Annotated in this window: 15 protein-coding genes; 3 read left to right on the top strand and 12 right to left on the bottom strand. The window is 38.5% G+C overall.

The annotated features are described in order from the left end of the window. Nucleotides 1-345 precede the first annotated feature (345 nt). Both BUB48_RS07330 and BUB48_RS07325 read left to right on the top strand, forming a co-directional pair. On the top strand, nt 346-1,230 hold the full coding sequence (locus BUB48_RS07330) for a helix-turn-helix domain-containing protein (protein ID WP_073025597.1): 885 nt from the start codon (nt 346-348) through the stop codon (nt 1,228-1,230). Between the two features lie 133 nt (nt 1,231-1,363). Then, a complete protein-coding gene (locus tag BUB48_RS07325; RefSeq protein WP_073025596.1) occupies nt 1,364-2,926 on the top strand; it encodes an S-layer homology domain-containing protein in 1,563 nt (520 codons plus the stop codon). 40 nt (nt 2,927-2,966) lie between these two features. Here BUB48_RS07325 and BUB48_RS07320 read toward each other — a convergent pair whose 3' ends face one another. Then, the gene (locus BUB48_RS07320) at nt 2,967-3,443 is read right to left on the bottom strand and encodes a hypothetical protein (RefSeq protein ID WP_073025595.1); all 477 of its coding nucleotides are present in this window, start codon (nt 3,441-3,443) and stop codon (nt 2,967-2,969) included. Between the two features lie 13 nt (nt 3,444-3,456). Then, the gene (locus BUB48_RS07315; protein WP_073025594.1) at nt 3,457-4,956 is read right to left on the bottom strand and encodes a putative glycoside hydrolase; all 1,500 of its coding nucleotides are present in this window, start codon (nt 4,954-4,956) and stop codon (nt 3,457-3,459) included. Between the two features lie 278 nt (nt 4,957-5,234). Here BUB48_RS07315 and BUB48_RS07310 point away from each other — a divergent pair, with 278 nt between their 5' ends. Then, nucleotides 5,235-5,942, top strand: coding sequence for a DUF4397 domain-containing protein (locus BUB48_RS07310; protein ID WP_073025593.1), 708 nt, complete (start codon nt 5,235-5,237; stop codon nt 5,940-5,942). 14 nt (nt 5,943-5,956) lie between these two features. On the opposite strand, the gene BUB48_RS07305 is transcribed toward BUB48_RS07310, so the two are convergent. The 10 genes from BUB48_RS07305 to BUB48_RS07260 all read right to left on the bottom strand — a co-directional run bounded on the left by BUB48_RS07305 (nt 5,957) and on the right by BUB48_RS07260 (nt 14,872). After that, complete coding sequence (locus tag BUB48_RS07305) at nt 5,957-6,616, bottom strand: SdpI family protein (protein ID WP_073025592.1); 660 nt, start codon at nt 6,614-6,616, stop codon at nt 5,957-5,959. Beyond that, nucleotides 6,603-6,896 carry an autorepressor SdpR family transcription factor gene (locus tag BUB48_RS07300; RefSeq protein ID WP_073025591.1) on the bottom strand — a complete coding sequence of 98 codons (294 nt, stop codon included), beginning with the start codon at nt 6,894-6,896 and terminating at the stop codon, nt 6,603-6,605. Before BUB48_RS07300 ends, BUB48_RS07305 begins: the two co-directional genes overlap by 14 nt. Nucleotides 6,897-7,000: 104 nt before the next feature. After that, nucleotides 7,001-7,531: a hypothetical protein gene (locus tag BUB48_RS07295; protein ID WP_073025590.1), complete on the bottom strand. Its 531-nt coding sequence runs from the start codon at nt 7,529-7,531 to the stop codon at nt 7,001-7,003. A gap of 166 nt (nt 7,532-7,697) precedes the next feature. Beyond that, nucleotides 7,698-8,315, bottom strand: coding sequence for a V-type ATP synthase subunit D (locus BUB48_RS07290; RefSeq protein WP_073025589.1), 618 nt, complete (start codon nt 8,313-8,315; stop codon nt 7,698-7,700). Nucleotides 8,316-8,317: 2 nt separating this feature from the next. Further along, nucleotides 8,318-9,688 carry a V-type ATP synthase subunit B gene (locus BUB48_RS07285; RefSeq protein ID WP_073025588.1) on the bottom strand — a complete coding sequence of 457 codons (1,371 nt, stop codon included), beginning with the start codon at nt 9,686-9,688 and terminating at the stop codon, nt 8,318-8,320. Then, entirely contained in the window at nt 9,663-11,465 is a 1,803-nt protein-coding gene (locus BUB48_RS07280; RefSeq protein WP_073025587.1) for a V-type ATP synthase subunit A, read from the bottom strand. Before BUB48_RS07280 ends, BUB48_RS07285 begins: the two co-directional genes overlap by 26 nt. Next, nucleotides 11,462-12,094, bottom strand: coding sequence for a V-type ATP synthase subunit E (locus tag BUB48_RS07275; RefSeq protein WP_073025586.1), 633 nt, complete (start codon nt 12,092-12,094; stop codon nt 11,462-11,464). Before BUB48_RS07275 ends, BUB48_RS07280 begins: the two co-directional genes overlap by 4 nt. Before the next feature lie 13 nt (nt 12,095-12,107). Further along, nucleotides 12,108-12,416 carry a V-type ATP synthase subunit F gene (locus BUB48_RS07270; protein ID WP_073025585.1) on the bottom strand — a complete coding sequence of 103 codons (309 nt, stop codon included), beginning with the start codon at nt 12,414-12,416 and terminating at the stop codon, nt 12,108-12,110. Nucleotides 12,417-12,428: 12 nt separating this feature from the next. Continuing rightward, the gene (locus BUB48_RS07265) at nt 12,429-12,848 is read right to left on the bottom strand and encodes an ATP synthase subunit C (RefSeq protein ID WP_073025584.1); all 420 of its coding nucleotides are present in this window, start codon (nt 12,846-12,848) and stop codon (nt 12,429-12,431) included. Nucleotides 12,849-12,907: 59 nt separating this feature from the next. Next, the gene (locus tag BUB48_RS07260) at nt 12,908-14,872 is read right to left on the bottom strand and encodes a V-type ATP synthase subunit I (RefSeq protein ID WP_073025583.1); all 1,965 of its coding nucleotides are present in this window, start codon (nt 14,870-14,872) and stop codon (nt 12,908-12,910) included. Nucleotides 14,873-14,884: the final 12 nt, after the last annotated feature.

Genomic DNA, 14,884 nt, shown 5'->3' with positions numbered 1-14,884 from the left:
AGGAATATCAACCGCAAACTTACTGGTAGCATGGAGAAATTATGGCATAACTCCATATATCTCGCGCTTTATCTGATTGCTACGGCTGTCTTCATATCTAGGTGTAACTGTCCTCAATGCCAATTTCACTTTGCTTTCACATCAATAACCTACTATCATCAAAATTGATTTTATATAAAAAATTGCTTCCAACACATTTTCTTTGTTTTTATTCTATAAATTTTACTTCTTTGTCATGTAATATCTGGTATAATATTAAAAAAATTAGTATAAGAATCTAATTCCATATAATGACTCTTAGCATATAATCCTGTTATATGAAAATTTATATTTGGAAGTGAGTTTATGACAGTTGATATGGAAAAAGTCATATGTCTGGCCGGTCATATACCTTTCTCTAATATTGGTAACTCGAAAGTTGTCATTGAGAACTTTTGCAGTAAAGACATGGCTATAATAGCAACCAATCGTGCAACAAGCATAACTCGCGGAACCCATGCTCACAACAGCTTTGAATTTTGCATATGCCATGCCAATATACCTTCAATAATAGCAGATAATAGATTGATAGACGGATTTTCCGGGGCTATGATAGCTTTTAATCCATTGCAGGAGCATGGGATAATGAAGGACTTGAAAGGCTTTAATCTTTGTGGCATACATGTGGATAGAAAGATTGTAGAAAGTGTGGCAAGTGAATTATATGGTTCTCCCAATATAGTTTTTTCAAATGATCTATCTACTATAAATCATGATATAAACCTACTGTTGAATTTATTTCTGGAAGAACTTAGATACAAGCAGGTTGGCCATGAGTTTATAGTAGAGAATCTTGCACTCATAATTGTCGGTAACTTTATCAGAAATATAAAACATAACTTGTCTGCTAAACCTCATAACAAATCGAGAGGATACAAAGAGAACATTAAGAAAGTGATAGATTATATGAATGAACACTATACTAATTTGCTTTCATGTGACGAATTATCAGAATTGATTAATATGAATAAATATAGGTTCATACGGGTTTTTAAAAAACAGATGAATAAAACTCCTTATGAATACTTGCTGGACCTTAAAATAGAGAAGGCAAAGAAGATGTTGAAAACCAAAGATTATACTATTACAGAAATAAGCATGATGTGCGGCTTTTCCAGTCACAGCCATTTTACTACTATATTTAAGAAAAAAACTGGTTTATCCCCGACAGAGTATAGAATGAGCCCTTAGAAAGTCTAGGGCTTTTTTTATGCAATTTTTTGAAAGGATTCGTCAATAATTCGGAAGATATGCAAAAGCGTTGATGTTACAATATTCATAATTATACTGCTGAATTCTTATATAAAATTGGGAGGGAAAATTGATGATAAAAAGAACCCTAAGTATTGTACTAATATTATGTCTTATGATGACTGTCTTATTCAGTGTGCCTGTTTTTGCAGCACCAGTTACTATAACCCTGGATAAGACTGAATACACTGTGCAGGAAAAAATAAAAGCAAAATTTGATGGATTGACAGACGAAATGTTTGAAGATGGCACATGGATAGGCCTGGCACCGGAAGGAGCAAGATACCAGAACACAAGCTATCGTGCTTATGTAAATGAATTACCATTGAATAATGTATATGAATTTGATGCTCCTTATGAATATGGAAAATATGAATTAAGACTTCTGGACACCGACAGTAAGCTATTAGCATCTGCTTCCTTCTCTGTAGTTGGTTCAAAGACCAAGGAAGGAGACATAACTGTTTCCAAAAAAGAAGTGCTTTTAAGTGAACCTATGTCTGTAACAATAAACGGTCTCACAGATGGACAGATTGAAAACGGTGCATGGTTTGGCGTAGCCAGATATGATGAAAAACTGGAAAATACACCTTATATGCAATATGTCAGAGACTTGCCTGCAAATAACACGTACCAATTTAATGCTCCATATAATTTTGGAAAATATGAGATAAGAGTTTTCTCCAATTATGATGCTACCCCCGAGTCCTTTTTCGGCAAAGTGGAATTTGTTGTAGTTTCCAGCAAAGCAAAGCCGGGAGATATAGTTCTTTCAAAGACTTCCGTAGCTCCAAATGAATCCATGACAGTAACAGTGAATGGATTAACACCTGGTGAAATAGAGGAAGGTGCATGGTTGGGCATTTCAAAATATGATGAGAAATTGCAGAACACCAGCTATCGTACACATATCGCGTATTTAAAGGTAGGCAACATATATGAGTTCCAGGCTCCTGAAGAGCCAGGCAAATATGAAGTAAGAGTATTCTGCAAAGGCGGTTTGGATGAGGCTGAATATGAATATGGAATGTTCGGCAAAGCAGAATTTATAGTCAGTGGAGCACCAGTTCAGGAAATAACTCCAGGTACCAACGGCTTATCCGCATGGGCTGCAAGCGATGTAAACAAAGCTGTAGAGAATCAACTGGTCACCGAAAAGGTTCTGTCAGAATTCCCAAAAGATATTACCCGCGAAGAATTCTGCGAATTGGCAGTATTGCTATATGAAAAGATGACGGGGACTAAAGCTGCCCCCGTTGCTTCAAATCCGTTCAGCGATACAAAAAACCCCGAGATTCTGAAGGCTTATAAACTTGGTATTGTTGGCGGTGTTGGGGAAGGCAAATTTGCACCAAATAACAAGGTTACAAGACAGGAAATCGCTGTAATGCTGCTACGTGCTCTGAAAGCTGTAATGCCTGCAATTGACACATCTGCTCAGTTTAAAACAAAGTTCCAGGATGAAGGGCAGATAGCAAGTTGGGCGTTGGAAGCAGTAAAGTTCATGAACAGCCATGATGTAATTAAAGGAACTGAAACTGGTGGCGTTTCTTATATACTTCCACATGGAAATACAACAAGAGAACAGGCAATTTCTTTAGTACTGAGAATATTCAATAAGTTTACCGGCCTATAATGCATAAAAAATCTCCTCCGTATTTGGAGGAGATTTTTTACTATTCCATTTCTATCAGAAGCTCGCCTTCCTTGTCATATATGCCTTCTTCATCTATCTGGACATAGCCGTCGGTGGCATCAGCAATAAAGTCCAGCAGTGTCTCCAGAAAGTCCCATCCTTCCTCGGTGATATCTTCATCAATGTCCAATGCGTATATCTGAACCATATTCTTTACTATCTCTATGGCCTTCTTTTGTTCCTTGCTGTAAGGAAGCTCCTTCAACACTTCAAGAAATTCTTCCTGCTCTTCTTCAAAAATTGTATCTACGCCTTTTACATTTCTTTCTATCCTGATGGGTTCATGATTGGGATCATATTCCAGCATCAAGTATTTCCAATCTTTTTCGTCAAAGTCCTCGTCAAATTTCCCGGGAAAAGTTGAAAATTCAAATCCAGCTTCCAATAGTTCATCACATATGGCAAATCTCGATGGATAATCCTCTGCCATTGAAAAAACTCTAGCATAAAAGCTCATATACATGCCTCCTTCAATTAGTTACGGCTCCTTCAGAATATTTATTATTAGGATTCCATAATAGGAATTCGTCAACTCCGTTTTCCTGAAGAGCTTTGATCTGATCGATAACCTGTTGATCTCCATATTTAATATAACCCTTCACCCATGGGGCTGTAAAGTCTTGTATCCATGGTCTTATTATGGCAGGAGTAGGCATGTTTTTATTCCTTCTTACCGAATCTTTTGCAGAATTATATACTGTTCCATAAGGATTTGCGTCCGGTACAGGTATTCCATATGTGTTATTGGCATAATGACTGGGGTACATCATGGGACAGATATAATCCACAATGTTGCTTACAGCCTCCCAGTATTGTCCAAGAGACATGTCATCCTCTACAGATCCTACCAGTCCGTAAACATCAGCGGATATATAGACTTTTTTGGGGCCCAGCTGTTCTTTTGCGTATTTCAAATAATTTTGTATTGTAGCCGCCTTTGATTCTCCAGTGGTATTCCTATAATCCAATCTTTTATCCAGCTTTCCCCCATCGGAAGCAGGAAATCTCACATAATCAAACTGTATCTCGTTAAAGCCCACTTCAGCGGCTTCCTTTGCCACTTCAATATTATACTCCCACAGATTTCTGTCATGGGGAGAAGCCCAGACTAAGCCATCACTGTTTGTAAAAGGTTTGCCTGTATCCTTGTATATTATTGCTTTATCAGGGTTGTGGGCTGTGTATAATGGATCCTTAAAAGACACTATTCTTGCTATTGTATATATGTTGTTATCTTTCAGCTTTTTCATCAAAGCTTCTATATCCTTGACTGTAGCATGTTTGTTAGCTTCAGGGCTATACTTCTCTGCAGCCTTGGTAGGGAACAACATATATCCCTTATCTTCCTTAACATCTATTACGAAGGTATTTATATCCGTCTTCTTAGCCATTTCAATAAGAGAATCAATTCTGGCATTAGAAGCAGACCATATGGTTACATATACCCCCCTGACTTTCACTCTTGGATTGTTCTCATACTCCACTACCTTTTCCTGAGGTGTGTAATCCAAATCCTTGAACTTTTCATCTATCAGATCCATCCAGTTTTTTGAGGCATTCTGTGCGCTTATCCAGCCAATGCCTTCTTTACCTGCATCATCCATATAGCTTACTTTGTACCATGTTTCTTCTTGTTCATCCGTCTTTTCCTCAAGCAATGTCACCTGGCTTCCCTTAGAAAGGTTCCCTAGTACTTTGGCACCTTTTACAATGTCTTCTCTTACATTTATTTTTCTGCCAGTTATGAATAGAGTGTTTTCAGGAAAAGTTACTTCTGGTATTATTTGTTCGACAAAAGCTGGTTTTTCAGATTCCGCCGCTTCTTCAGCATTAGGATCAGAACCTTGTTGTTGACCGGAAGCTTGTCCCTTTGATGGATCCGAAGGATTTGCTCCTACTGAGCAGCCAGTAAAAATTAATGATAGCGATAAAATAATAGTTAAAATAGCTAGAACATTTTTTGGTTTCATAGGGCACCTCTCATCTAATATTATACTTCTTCATTATATCACATTATTCGACTACTTTTGTGAGTAAATAGTTTCAATTATGTGGGAATTTATTGGCTATATAATCATATATATAAAATGAGACTGTGTCACATTTTAGTCGCGTGTTGCAAGCATAGGGTCATTTTTATAGGGTCCTGTCTCGCGTTACGAATATTCCAGCAAGGCTTCGAAGTTATTTTCATAGAACTCGTATCTCGTGACTCGTAACCCGTAACAAAAAAATGAGGAGGATCATTATGGTTTATTGTCCGCTGCGTCCATATATGAACTGTCCACTGTATATGATGAATAATATGAATAGAGAAGAAACATTTGATGAAAAGGATATGGACAATGAAGAAGAAAGACAGACAGGTTTTTCCTTTGTGAGATTCCTTCATGCTTCTCCAAATACGCCTGCTGTTGATGTCTATATCGATAATCGAAAAGCTGTATCCAATCTCACCTACGCAAGCATTGCCGGGTATGCGGCACTGCCTTCAACAATCCATGATATTGCAGTTTATCCCCTAGGCCAGACAGATAATCCGTTAACTCAGTTTACCATAGATCCCTCCAAAGATAGCTACAGAACAATTGTATTGGCAGGATTATCACCAAATATTCAGCCTAGGATATATGTTGATTCCAGCCAGATTATACCCGGCAATGAAAGCCGAATTAGATTTGTCGATATGTCTCCAGCTGCTCCTGCCATGGATGTGGCTACTGAAACAGGTCAGCTATTGTTCAGCGGAGTGACCTTTGGAAGAGTGGCTGACTACATTTCTGTTCAACCCAACATTTACTCATTAAGAATTCGAGCTGCCGGTACACCAAATGTTATCCTTGGATTGCCCGAATTGGCATTCAGAGGTGGAAGAACCTATACCATATATGCCATAGGCATCCTTGGAGGTTCTCCTCCTCTTACAGCAGTTTTGCTGGCAGATGGGAGAAGATAGAAAAACAGGCAACATCAATTGCCTGTTTTTGCTCTATTGAATAGTATATATGAGTATGCAGTAGGTATAAGGGATGAAGCTATTAACATAACTATCAACATCCATATCAAATTGATCCTAAAAAGTGCCAATATGATTCCTATAAAGCCCGCTACCGTCCATAGCAATGCAGCCAACCTGTGGGTTTTTTTCCATACTTCCTCACTGGCCAAAGTCCAAGGTGTTCTTATTCCAATAAAATAATTGTGTTTAACTCTTCCCATCACATTGCCCATCAGCATGAAAAGCATAGATATGCCAAACATAACAAACCTTCCCATATCCACATCATATCCTAGGGCAGCTGCAATGATGACTGCATGAAATGCCAGGAAGTATATGTGGAACAAGTATCTAAAAAATATATATGTGCTGCTGAAAAGCTTGTAATTTTCCTTCTTCGGATCCAGCAATGGTATCAATATGAAAAGCCCATACATTATTAAATTCATGACTGGAAGCAAATATGCCCCTGACAGTTTTCCTGAGTATCCATCTATCTCCCCTTTAAAATTCCAGTGAGTAGGGATCCTATCCGGCAGCATTGGATAAAAGTATATAGTTATGGCAAAAGCAGCTATTATCATCAGTATAAGTGGTAGTTCTTTCTTAATGTTATAATCAATCTTCTTCACCTATTGACCCTCCTTTTTTATCAGTTATATTAAAAAACCAGTTGACCATCTCCTGAAACACAGTGGTGTTTAGCGAATAGTAAATGTTTTGTCCTTTTCTTTCGTCTATTACCAGTTCGGCTTGCTTAAGTATATTGAGATGATGAGATATGCTAGGCTTTGTCATGTTGAAATGCTCAGCAATTTCTCCCGCAGTCATATCCCTTTCCTTAAGCATTTGTATTATTTTTCGTCGAGTTGGATCGGACAAGGCTTTAAAAGGCATATTAAGTATAGACATGTACTGGCCCCCTCCAATAATTATATTAGATATTTAGATAATTATTTAAATATCTAATATAATTATATACTATAGCTGCAAATAAATCAACAGTATCAGAAAATTTAATTATTGACAGCGTTAAAGTGATGTCCTTCCACACAGTCCAATATCCTTTCTTTTAGTTCATCCCCGTTTTCTACCAAGGATACCGGTACCTTTACTGCTTTATTGAAATTAACCTTTAAGTCTTGTATTCGTCCACCTTTTTTTAAAGCTTTAATTATTTCGTCATAAGACATGGTTGACTTTACACCCTTTATCCTATAGTCATTTCCCCATTTGTACTTTACAAATACAAATAGGGTGGATTTGCCTTCTCCAATATCGTGAACGGCACAAAACGCTATTTGAGACAACTTCAGTGTCTTCCAGCTTAAGGGTCTTCTTATGACTACCTTCTTTTCATCCATTGTGATTTTCAGTATCATTCCACCATAGACAGGTATGCACATAAGAGCTAAAGAGATGATGAAAAACCAAGGTAAAAACCCTCTTTCGGTGAAAAAGTATATTATAAGTATCATTGCAATAAATCCTAGCATCACCAGGCTGGTTCCTTTAAGATTGCTTGCTTTTCCTTTGTATACAGTCATTATTACCCACCTTTCCTTATTTCCTATTACTATTATATATCCCAAGAAGATATTTTTATATAAAAATTATATGGCATTGCCTAGCCTTTAACCTAATATTTTTATCAGTGCCTTTCCAAAAATATAATGAAGAATTACATAAAAAAATAGGCTGTGAGTCCACAGTCTATTTGCATGTCTTCTTTTTCAACACCTTCAAACGGAAAAATTCTTCCCTTTCCTTTTCTTCCAATACATCTGCAATGGTCTTTACCATCTCTTTGTATTTAGGTATCTGGATATTCTGCAACGCATTGGCTCTTTTGGTGGTTCTTTTGACTTCCATGGCCAGTTTGTATACCGAGTCTTCCACCTCAGAAAGCTCATAGATCAGATATTTCAACTCTTGAAACTTCCTCAAGGCCACATCCAGAGCAGGGTTCGTATGATAAAAGCTATAGTAGGGGTGTATATCCCTTCTTTGAAACTTTATTTCAGGTATTTCAACCCCCATTACGCTCCTGTTCATTATATCAAATCCTGTAGCCTCCGGTATGGATTGGGCTATCTCCGCTATGGTGGATATGCCCATGGTTATGTTTGCAAACTGCAATGCTTCATAAGCTTCCCTGAATGTATCGCCTATTTTCTCCTGTATTTTCTCTGCCCTGTCTATAAAACTCATCATGTTCATTATAAGTACATTTCTTTTCTTATCCAAAAGCTCAAAGCCCTTTGATGCCAATTCGAGAGAATTCTGAGCCGCCATGAGATTGCTCTTTGTATAAGCAACATTGGTTTCCATGTCTAAGCCTCCATATATTTTTCAATATGTTCCGGTTTAACTCTTGTAAGTTCAGATTTGGGCAATATCTTCAACAGCTCCCACATTATGTCCAGAGTATCCATAAGATTTCTGTTTTCATCATAATTTTGCCTTACAAATTGTTTTTCAAATTCGTTGCCGAATTCCAGGTACTTTTTGTCCGTATCAGAGAGTTCATCTTCTCCTATTACCTGTGCCAAGGATCTTATTTCCTGAACCCTAGAGTAGGCAGAGAAAACCTGGCTTGATACATCCGGATGATCCTCCCTGGTAAAGCCTTCTCCTATACCGTCCTTCATAAGTCTTGAAAGGCTGGGCAATACATTTATCGGTGGATATATGCCTCTCTGATGCAAGTCCCTAGAGAGTATTATCTGACCTTCAGTGATATATCCTGTAAGATCCGGTACCGGATGGGTTATATCGTCATTGGGCATAGTCAGTATTGGAATTTGAGTTATGCTGCCTTTCTTTCCCTTAATCATGCCTGCCCTTTCATATAGGGTAGCCAAATCCGAATATAGATAGCCTGGATAACCCTTTCTTGAAGGCACTTCCTCTCTTGAGGCGGATATTTCCCTCAGCGCTTCACAGTAGCTTGTGATATTGGTGAGTATGACCAAAACATGCATGTCTTCTTCAAAGGCCAGATACTCTGCTGCGGTGAGAGCGCATCTGGGTGTGGTTATCCTTTCTATGATGGGATCATCAGCAAGGTTTTGATACATGACCACCTTTTTCAGAACTCCTGATTGTTGGAAGCTTCTTCTGAAGAAATCCGCTTCCCCATGCTTGATTCCCATAGCAGCGAAAACTATAGCAAAGTTTTCTCCCTCTCCCTCAGTTATCTGGGCTTGCCTTACGATTTGGGCAGCCAGCTCATTATGCGGAAGACCATCTCCTGAGAAAATGGGAAGTTTTTGTCCTCTGATAAGAGTTGTCAAACCGTCTATTGCGGAGATACCTGTCTGTATGAAGTTTCTGGGATAAAGTCTGGCCACAGGATTCATGGCGCGACCATGTATGTCATATTTTTTTCCCGAAAACAATGGAGCACCGTCCAAGGGTTCTCCTATACCATTGAATACTCTTCCCAGTATATCCTTCGATAGAGGGATTTCAAGGGGTCTGCCGGCAAAAGATATTCTCGTGTTATTAAGGGACATACCTGTAGTTCCTTCAAACACCTGTATTATAGCTCTATTCCTATCTATCTGAACCACTTTCCCCTTCCTTACTTCCTGCCCTTCAACTTCTATTTCCACCATCTCATCAAAGGAAGCGTCCTTTACTCCGTCAAGAATAATTAGAGGACCTTCTATCTTTTTAATGTTCAGATACTTTATCTTCATATCTAATGCCTCCTTTGTCATACTGGGAAACCAATGGGTCAAAATAAATATCAATTTGCTCTATATATCTATCAAATGCTGCCTCATCATCTTCCGGCACATTGTATTTCATGGATATTATATCGTAAAACAGCTTTTCTTCCCTTATCAAACTTATGGGCACGCCTTTCTTCACTGCTGCCAAAGCTTTTTCATAGAGCCTGTCTATAACCCTTAGCATATTGTATTGCTTTTTCAAGGATACATTGGCATCCAGTTCATGAAATGAGTTTTGTTGAAGATACCCGGTTTTCAGTACCTTTGAAATCTCCAGTATGAGCCTTTGATCATCCGGTAGAATATCTTCTCCTACCAGCTTTACTATTTCCATCAGCTTATGTTCTTCTCCCAAGATGCCAAGCATCTTTTCTCTTAGTTCCAGCATATGTTCGGATACATTTCCCCTGTACCAATCCCTCAAGTCATCCACATAACCCGTATATGAGTTAATCCAGTTAATGGCCGGGTAGTGCCTTGAATAGGCCAAAGCCCTGTCCAGCGCCAGAAAAGTTCCTACCACTCTCTTGGTATTTTGGGTTACAGGTTCGGAAAAATCTCCTCCAGGTGGAGATACAGCTCCTATTATGGTTATGCTTCCTTCCTCTCCCGAGAGAGTCTTTACATCTCCTGCCCTTTCGTAAAATTGACCTATTCTGGAAGGCAGATAAGCAGGGTATCCTTCTTCCGCAGGCATCTCCTCCAACCTTCCTGATATTTCCCTCAATGCTTCAGCCCATCTTGAGGTGGAGTCTGCCATAAGGGCTATATTGTAACCCATGTCTCTGTAATATTCTGCTATAGTTATTCCTGTGTATATGGAAGCTTCACGGGCTGCAACAGGCATGTTGGAAGTATTGGCTATGAGCACTGTCCTGTTCATAAGGGGTTGGCCGTTTCGAGGATCCTTTAGTTTTGGAAAATCCTCCAGTACTTCAGTCATCTCATTTCCTCTCTCTCCACAGCCTACATATACTATTATGTCTGCATCGCTCCATTTTGCCAACTGATGCTGGGCGCTGGTTTTCCCTGTACCGAAACCTCCTGGTATTGCTGCCGTACCACCCTTAGCCAACGGGAAAAATGTATCAATAACCCTCTGACCCGTTACCAACAGCTTACTTATAGGATTTCTTTTAGTTACGGGTCTCGGTATTCTCACAGGCCATTCCTGATACATTTTGATTTCATTTTTATTGACACCATCATCCAATATCAAAAGCACATGCTCAAGATCGTATTCCCCGTCTTTCTCTGCAAATATGACTTTTCCCCATTTATCCGGAGGTATCATGAGCTTGTGCCTTACAACAGGACTTTCCTGCACTTCTCCAAATATGGCTCCTGCTTTTAATTCTTGTCCTACAGGTACATTTATTTTCACTTTCCATTTCCTATGGAGGTCTATGGATGTGAGACCTATGCCTTCTGGAATATAGTCACCGCCTTTATCAAATATATCCATCAAGGGCCGTTCAATACCATCAAATATATTTCCTATTATGCCTGGTCCTAATTTAACTGATAGGGGCTTGTTGGTTGGATAAATGGCTTCTCCAGCCTTTAATCCAACTGTCTCTTCATATACCTGTATGGTAGCTATTCCTTCATTTATTGATATTATTTCTCCTATTAGCTTTTTCTCTCCAACCAGCACCATTTCCCTCATAGTAAAGCCTTCCATATTCTCCGCCTTCACTACAGGACCGTTTATCATAATAATTTTCCCCACATTGCTCATGCCTTCAACACCTCGTCTAATCTTTCATAAAGGAGTTTGCCCATAAACACCTTTGCCTCATCTGCAAGGGCTTTTATGCTGAAATCCGCTATAATGCCCATTTCTCTGTCTTCCATGATAAAACCGCCTATGATATCTTCTTTGGTTTCCATAAGCTCAATATTTCTTTTGCCTTCTTTTTCAGCTATTTTATCCTTTATAAAGGAGCTCAGTTCATCCATATCTCTTTTTGTTAAGATTAATACCAGTCTTTTCCCTTCCATTAAACCCAAAGCCTGATCCAAGTTATTGCTTAAAAACTCCTTATACTTCCCACTTTTAATGAATTCTCTGGCCCATGCCTTGAGACTTTCATTGAGATCCTTGAATAGCTCCTCCTTTTTACTGGTTATTTCCTCATCTTTATCTCCTTGAGCTATTGCCAATATATTTTTTCTTTTTGCTTCAGCTCTCCTTTTGGCATCTTCCATTACGAATTTTATTTGCTTTTCATATTCCTTTTTCTCTTCATTAAGCTTTTGCTCCATAGCTTCAGCCAACTGCTGCTTCCTTTGAGACCAGTCTTCTTCCACATGTTCAAACAATATTTTTTTAAATAGTTCCAGTTTTCCTTCTACAGTTACAGACATACTATCATACTCCTCAAATCTTTAATCCTATAGATTCCTTAATGGTTCTTGTGATGTAGTCTTTGCTTCTTCTGAAACCATGTCTGTCGGGTATTGTTGTTACTATTGGCATCTTAGGATTAAGCTTTATCTTGTTAATTTCCTGTTCCAATTCCTCCGTAAGAGATTCGGTAATGAGAATGATACCTATATCAGAATTATGACATGCCTTTTGAAGCTCTTTCTCAGCTTTTTGCCTGTCATGAGCCACCACACCCTCAATTCCTGCAAGTCTGAAGCCTATCAAAGCATCTGCATTATCGCTTATAATAAACATTTTCATGCATTACACCCTCTATAGTCTTCCCAGTATCATGATGGACACTATAAGTCCGTATATGGCGATACCTTCTGCCAATCCAACGAATATAAGGGTCTTACCCAATATGCCTGGATCTTCGGATACTGCTCCTAAAGCTGATGATCCTACTGCTCCAACCGCATATCCTGCACCAATGGTTGCAAGACCTGTAGATACAGCAGCAGCTATAAAACCTAAGCCTGAATTTGACCCTTCTTCAGTTGCAGCAAATGCTACCTGTGGAGCCATTATAAAGAGGAATAAAGCTATTAAGGTTAAATATGATCCTAAGCTGACTCTTAATACCCTTTTTATCTTATTTTTATCTGTACTTTCGTTTGTTTTTAACAATATCACACCACACCCAATGGTAATCAATACGATTAATAAAGCAATTGCAACAATTGTATACATATTTCTTCCTCCATTCGCCAATATATTATTTCTTTGGGACATAGTCCTAAATATTACGCCTAGTTGTTTAATCTTACGGGAGCATATTCTACCCCATCACCGGAATAATACCTTGAAAACAATTCATAATATTCAAGTCTCAGGCCTTGAATAAATACTATAAGCCCTTCCAATCCTATTATGACTATATTTCCCAATATTAAGATCAATGTGCCTCCAATGCCTGAATTTATCATCTCTGCCATGGTTTCAAAGGCCAGATACAATCCTGCATGGTTTAGTGCGAAGGCACCCACCCTTATAAAGGATATGGTATTTGATAAAACAGAAAGCAATGTTTCTATAACTCCGAATCCTGCTTCCGTATAATAATCTACAACACTTTCCTTATACAACCTGTTGGAGCCTATAATTAGGTTTGAAATGGGCTCTTTGAACACATTCAACAGCAAGAGGACTGCCATGATGATTATAGGGACAGCAAGAGGAATTTCAATAAGATTGTAAAAATAGTTTACTACCGTAAATATCAATGTCAGAAAGAACAGGAAGCCCACCAAGCCTTCCCTTCCGAAAATGCCTTCTTCAATGTTCCTTCTTTTCCAATTGTTCACCAGACTATATAGGAAACTTATGGTCATAAGTATGACACCTAGTCCTATGGCTAGTATGAGCATGGTGTTTATATTGGCCATTGGCCTGATAAAGAGAGCAGGTATCAAATGTTCATTTCCAAATACACTGCCATACAGCAATCCGAATATCATGGAGCTTCCGCCAAGTCTGGACAAAACTCCTCCTAGATTTACTCTCTTTTTCTTGTAAGTCAGGTACAAGCCTCCTAGGAGAATTACAAATCCTTGTCCCAAATCACCAAACATGGCTCCAAAAAGAAACATGTAACTAAGTCCGAAAAATACGGTAGGATCTATCTCGTTATAGGACGGAAGTCCATACATTCTTATTAATGCTTCAAAAGGCCTTATGATCCAACTGTTTTTAAACTTAGTTGGGGGAGATTTTGCCATTTCCCTTGCCGGAGCATCGTCTATTACAAGTATTATATTGCTGCCGAAATAATCCCAAAGTTCCTTCTGAAGTCTCTTTACCTTGCTCTTAGGAACATATCCGAAGAGGAAAAAAAGCCTTTTGCCCATGGCAGCTTCTCTCTTAACCAATTCAACCTTCTTCTCAAGTTCCAGAGCTGAATAAGCTTTTTTTATTGTAGGACTGACATCTCCTCTGCGCTTTTGCACCAAATCCTTCAGGTCTTTGATTTCATTCAATATGTTTTTTATTTCTCCAGTAAGTTTTTCTATAATCTCCTGAGCTGTTCCTGTATATCCCGCAGGCAGCTTCAGTTCCTGGTAATTCAATGTGGCAAACAGTCTTTCGATTTCCTCGTCAAAGTATTGAGGAGCAACAGACATTACTATTACATTGTCATCTTTTGTGGCAATTTTCAGCACAAGTGAAGGAACATTTTCATAATTTCCTTTTAACCTTCCAAAGTTTTCTCTGGATATGATAAATAGCCTCAGTCTCAAGTACTTTAGATTTAGCAGCGGGCTTATGTCCATGTTAATATCTTTCATATAACTTAAATTTTTAATATAATTTTTCTTTTCTTCTACCAATTTGTTTTTTTTCTCTATTTCATCCCACAATTCCTTTACAGCACCATATTCTTCCTCCACTGCATTTATGAGCTTTTGATAATCATAATCGATTCCTATTGAGCCAGTATCCTTTGATGGCTTAAAATCAAATATTTCATTTAGGGCCTTGATGATTTGCTCATCCTTCCCATAATCCTTACCGACATTGTAGGGTACAAGGCGATTGGATTCTTCTATAGCCTCTATATTTTCCTCCGAAGCACTGAGCTTGAAATAATTAGAGTTTATTTCCGTAAGAGCATTCAGCATATGCATACTACCGTTTAGCACGATGGTTCTGCATATTTTGTCCATATCTGTTATGTTCCCCACTATGCCTACAGTTTTCATCCTTTCCACTGCCACTCCGTACCGCCC

The organism is Lutispora thermophila DSM 19022 (assembly GCF_900142105.1).
GTDB classification, from domain to species: domain Bacteria; phylum Bacillota; class Clostridia; order Lutisporales; family Lutisporaceae; genus Lutispora; species Lutispora thermophila.
The sequence above is the reverse complement of the archived record's forward strand: the minus strand, read 5'-3'. Positions and strand labels throughout refer to the sequence as shown.

Bases quoted from the DNA above. Each gene is read 5' to 3' on its own strand.
- BUB48_RS07330 (WP_073025597.1), top strand. From the start codon at position 346: ATGACAGTTGATATGGAAAAAGTCATATGTCTGGCCGGTCATATACCT.
- BUB48_RS07325 (WP_073025596.1), top strand. From the start codon at position 1,364: ATGATAAAAAGAACCCTAAGTATTGTACTAATATTATGTCTTATGATG.
- BUB48_RS07320 (WP_073025595.1), bottom strand. From the start codon at position 3,443: ATGAGCTTTTATGCTAGAGTTTTTTCAATGGCAGAGGATTATCCATCG.
- BUB48_RS07315 (WP_073025594.1), bottom strand. From the start codon at position 4,956: ATGAAACCAAAAAATGTTCTAGCTATTTTAACTATTATTTTATCGCTA.
- BUB48_RS07310 (WP_073025593.1), top strand. From the start codon at position 5,235: ATGGTTTATTGTCCGCTGCGTCCATATATGAACTGTCCACTGTATATG.
- BUB48_RS07300 (WP_073025591.1), bottom strand. From the start codon at position 6,896: ATGTCTATACTTAATATGCCTTTTAAAGCCTTGTCCGATCCAACTCGA.
- BUB48_RS07295 (WP_073025590.1), bottom strand. From the start codon at position 7,531: ATGACTGTATACAAAGGAAAAGCAAGCAATCTTAAAGGAACCAGCCTG.
- BUB48_RS07290 (WP_073025589.1), bottom strand. From the start codon at position 8,315: ATGGAAACCAATGTTGCTTATACAAAGAGCAATCTCATGGCGGCTCAG.
- BUB48_RS07285 (WP_073025588.1), bottom strand. From the start codon at position 9,688: ATGAAGATAAAGTATCTGAACATTAAAAAGATAGAAGGTCCTCTAATT.
- BUB48_RS07280 (WP_073025587.1), bottom strand. From the start codon at position 11,465: ATGAGCAATGTGGGGAAAATTATTATGATAAACGGTCCTGTAGTGAAG.
- BUB48_RS07275 (WP_073025586.1), bottom strand. From the start codon at position 12,094: ATGTCTGTAACTGTAGAAGGAAAACTGGAACTATTTAAAAAAATATTG.
- BUB48_RS07270 (WP_073025585.1), bottom strand. From the start codon at position 12,416: ATGAAAATGTTTATTATAAGCGATAATGCAGATGCTTTGATAGGCTTC.
- BUB48_RS07265 (WP_073025584.1), bottom strand. From the start codon at position 12,848: ATGTATACAATTGTTGCAATTGCTTTATTAATCGTATTGATTACCATT.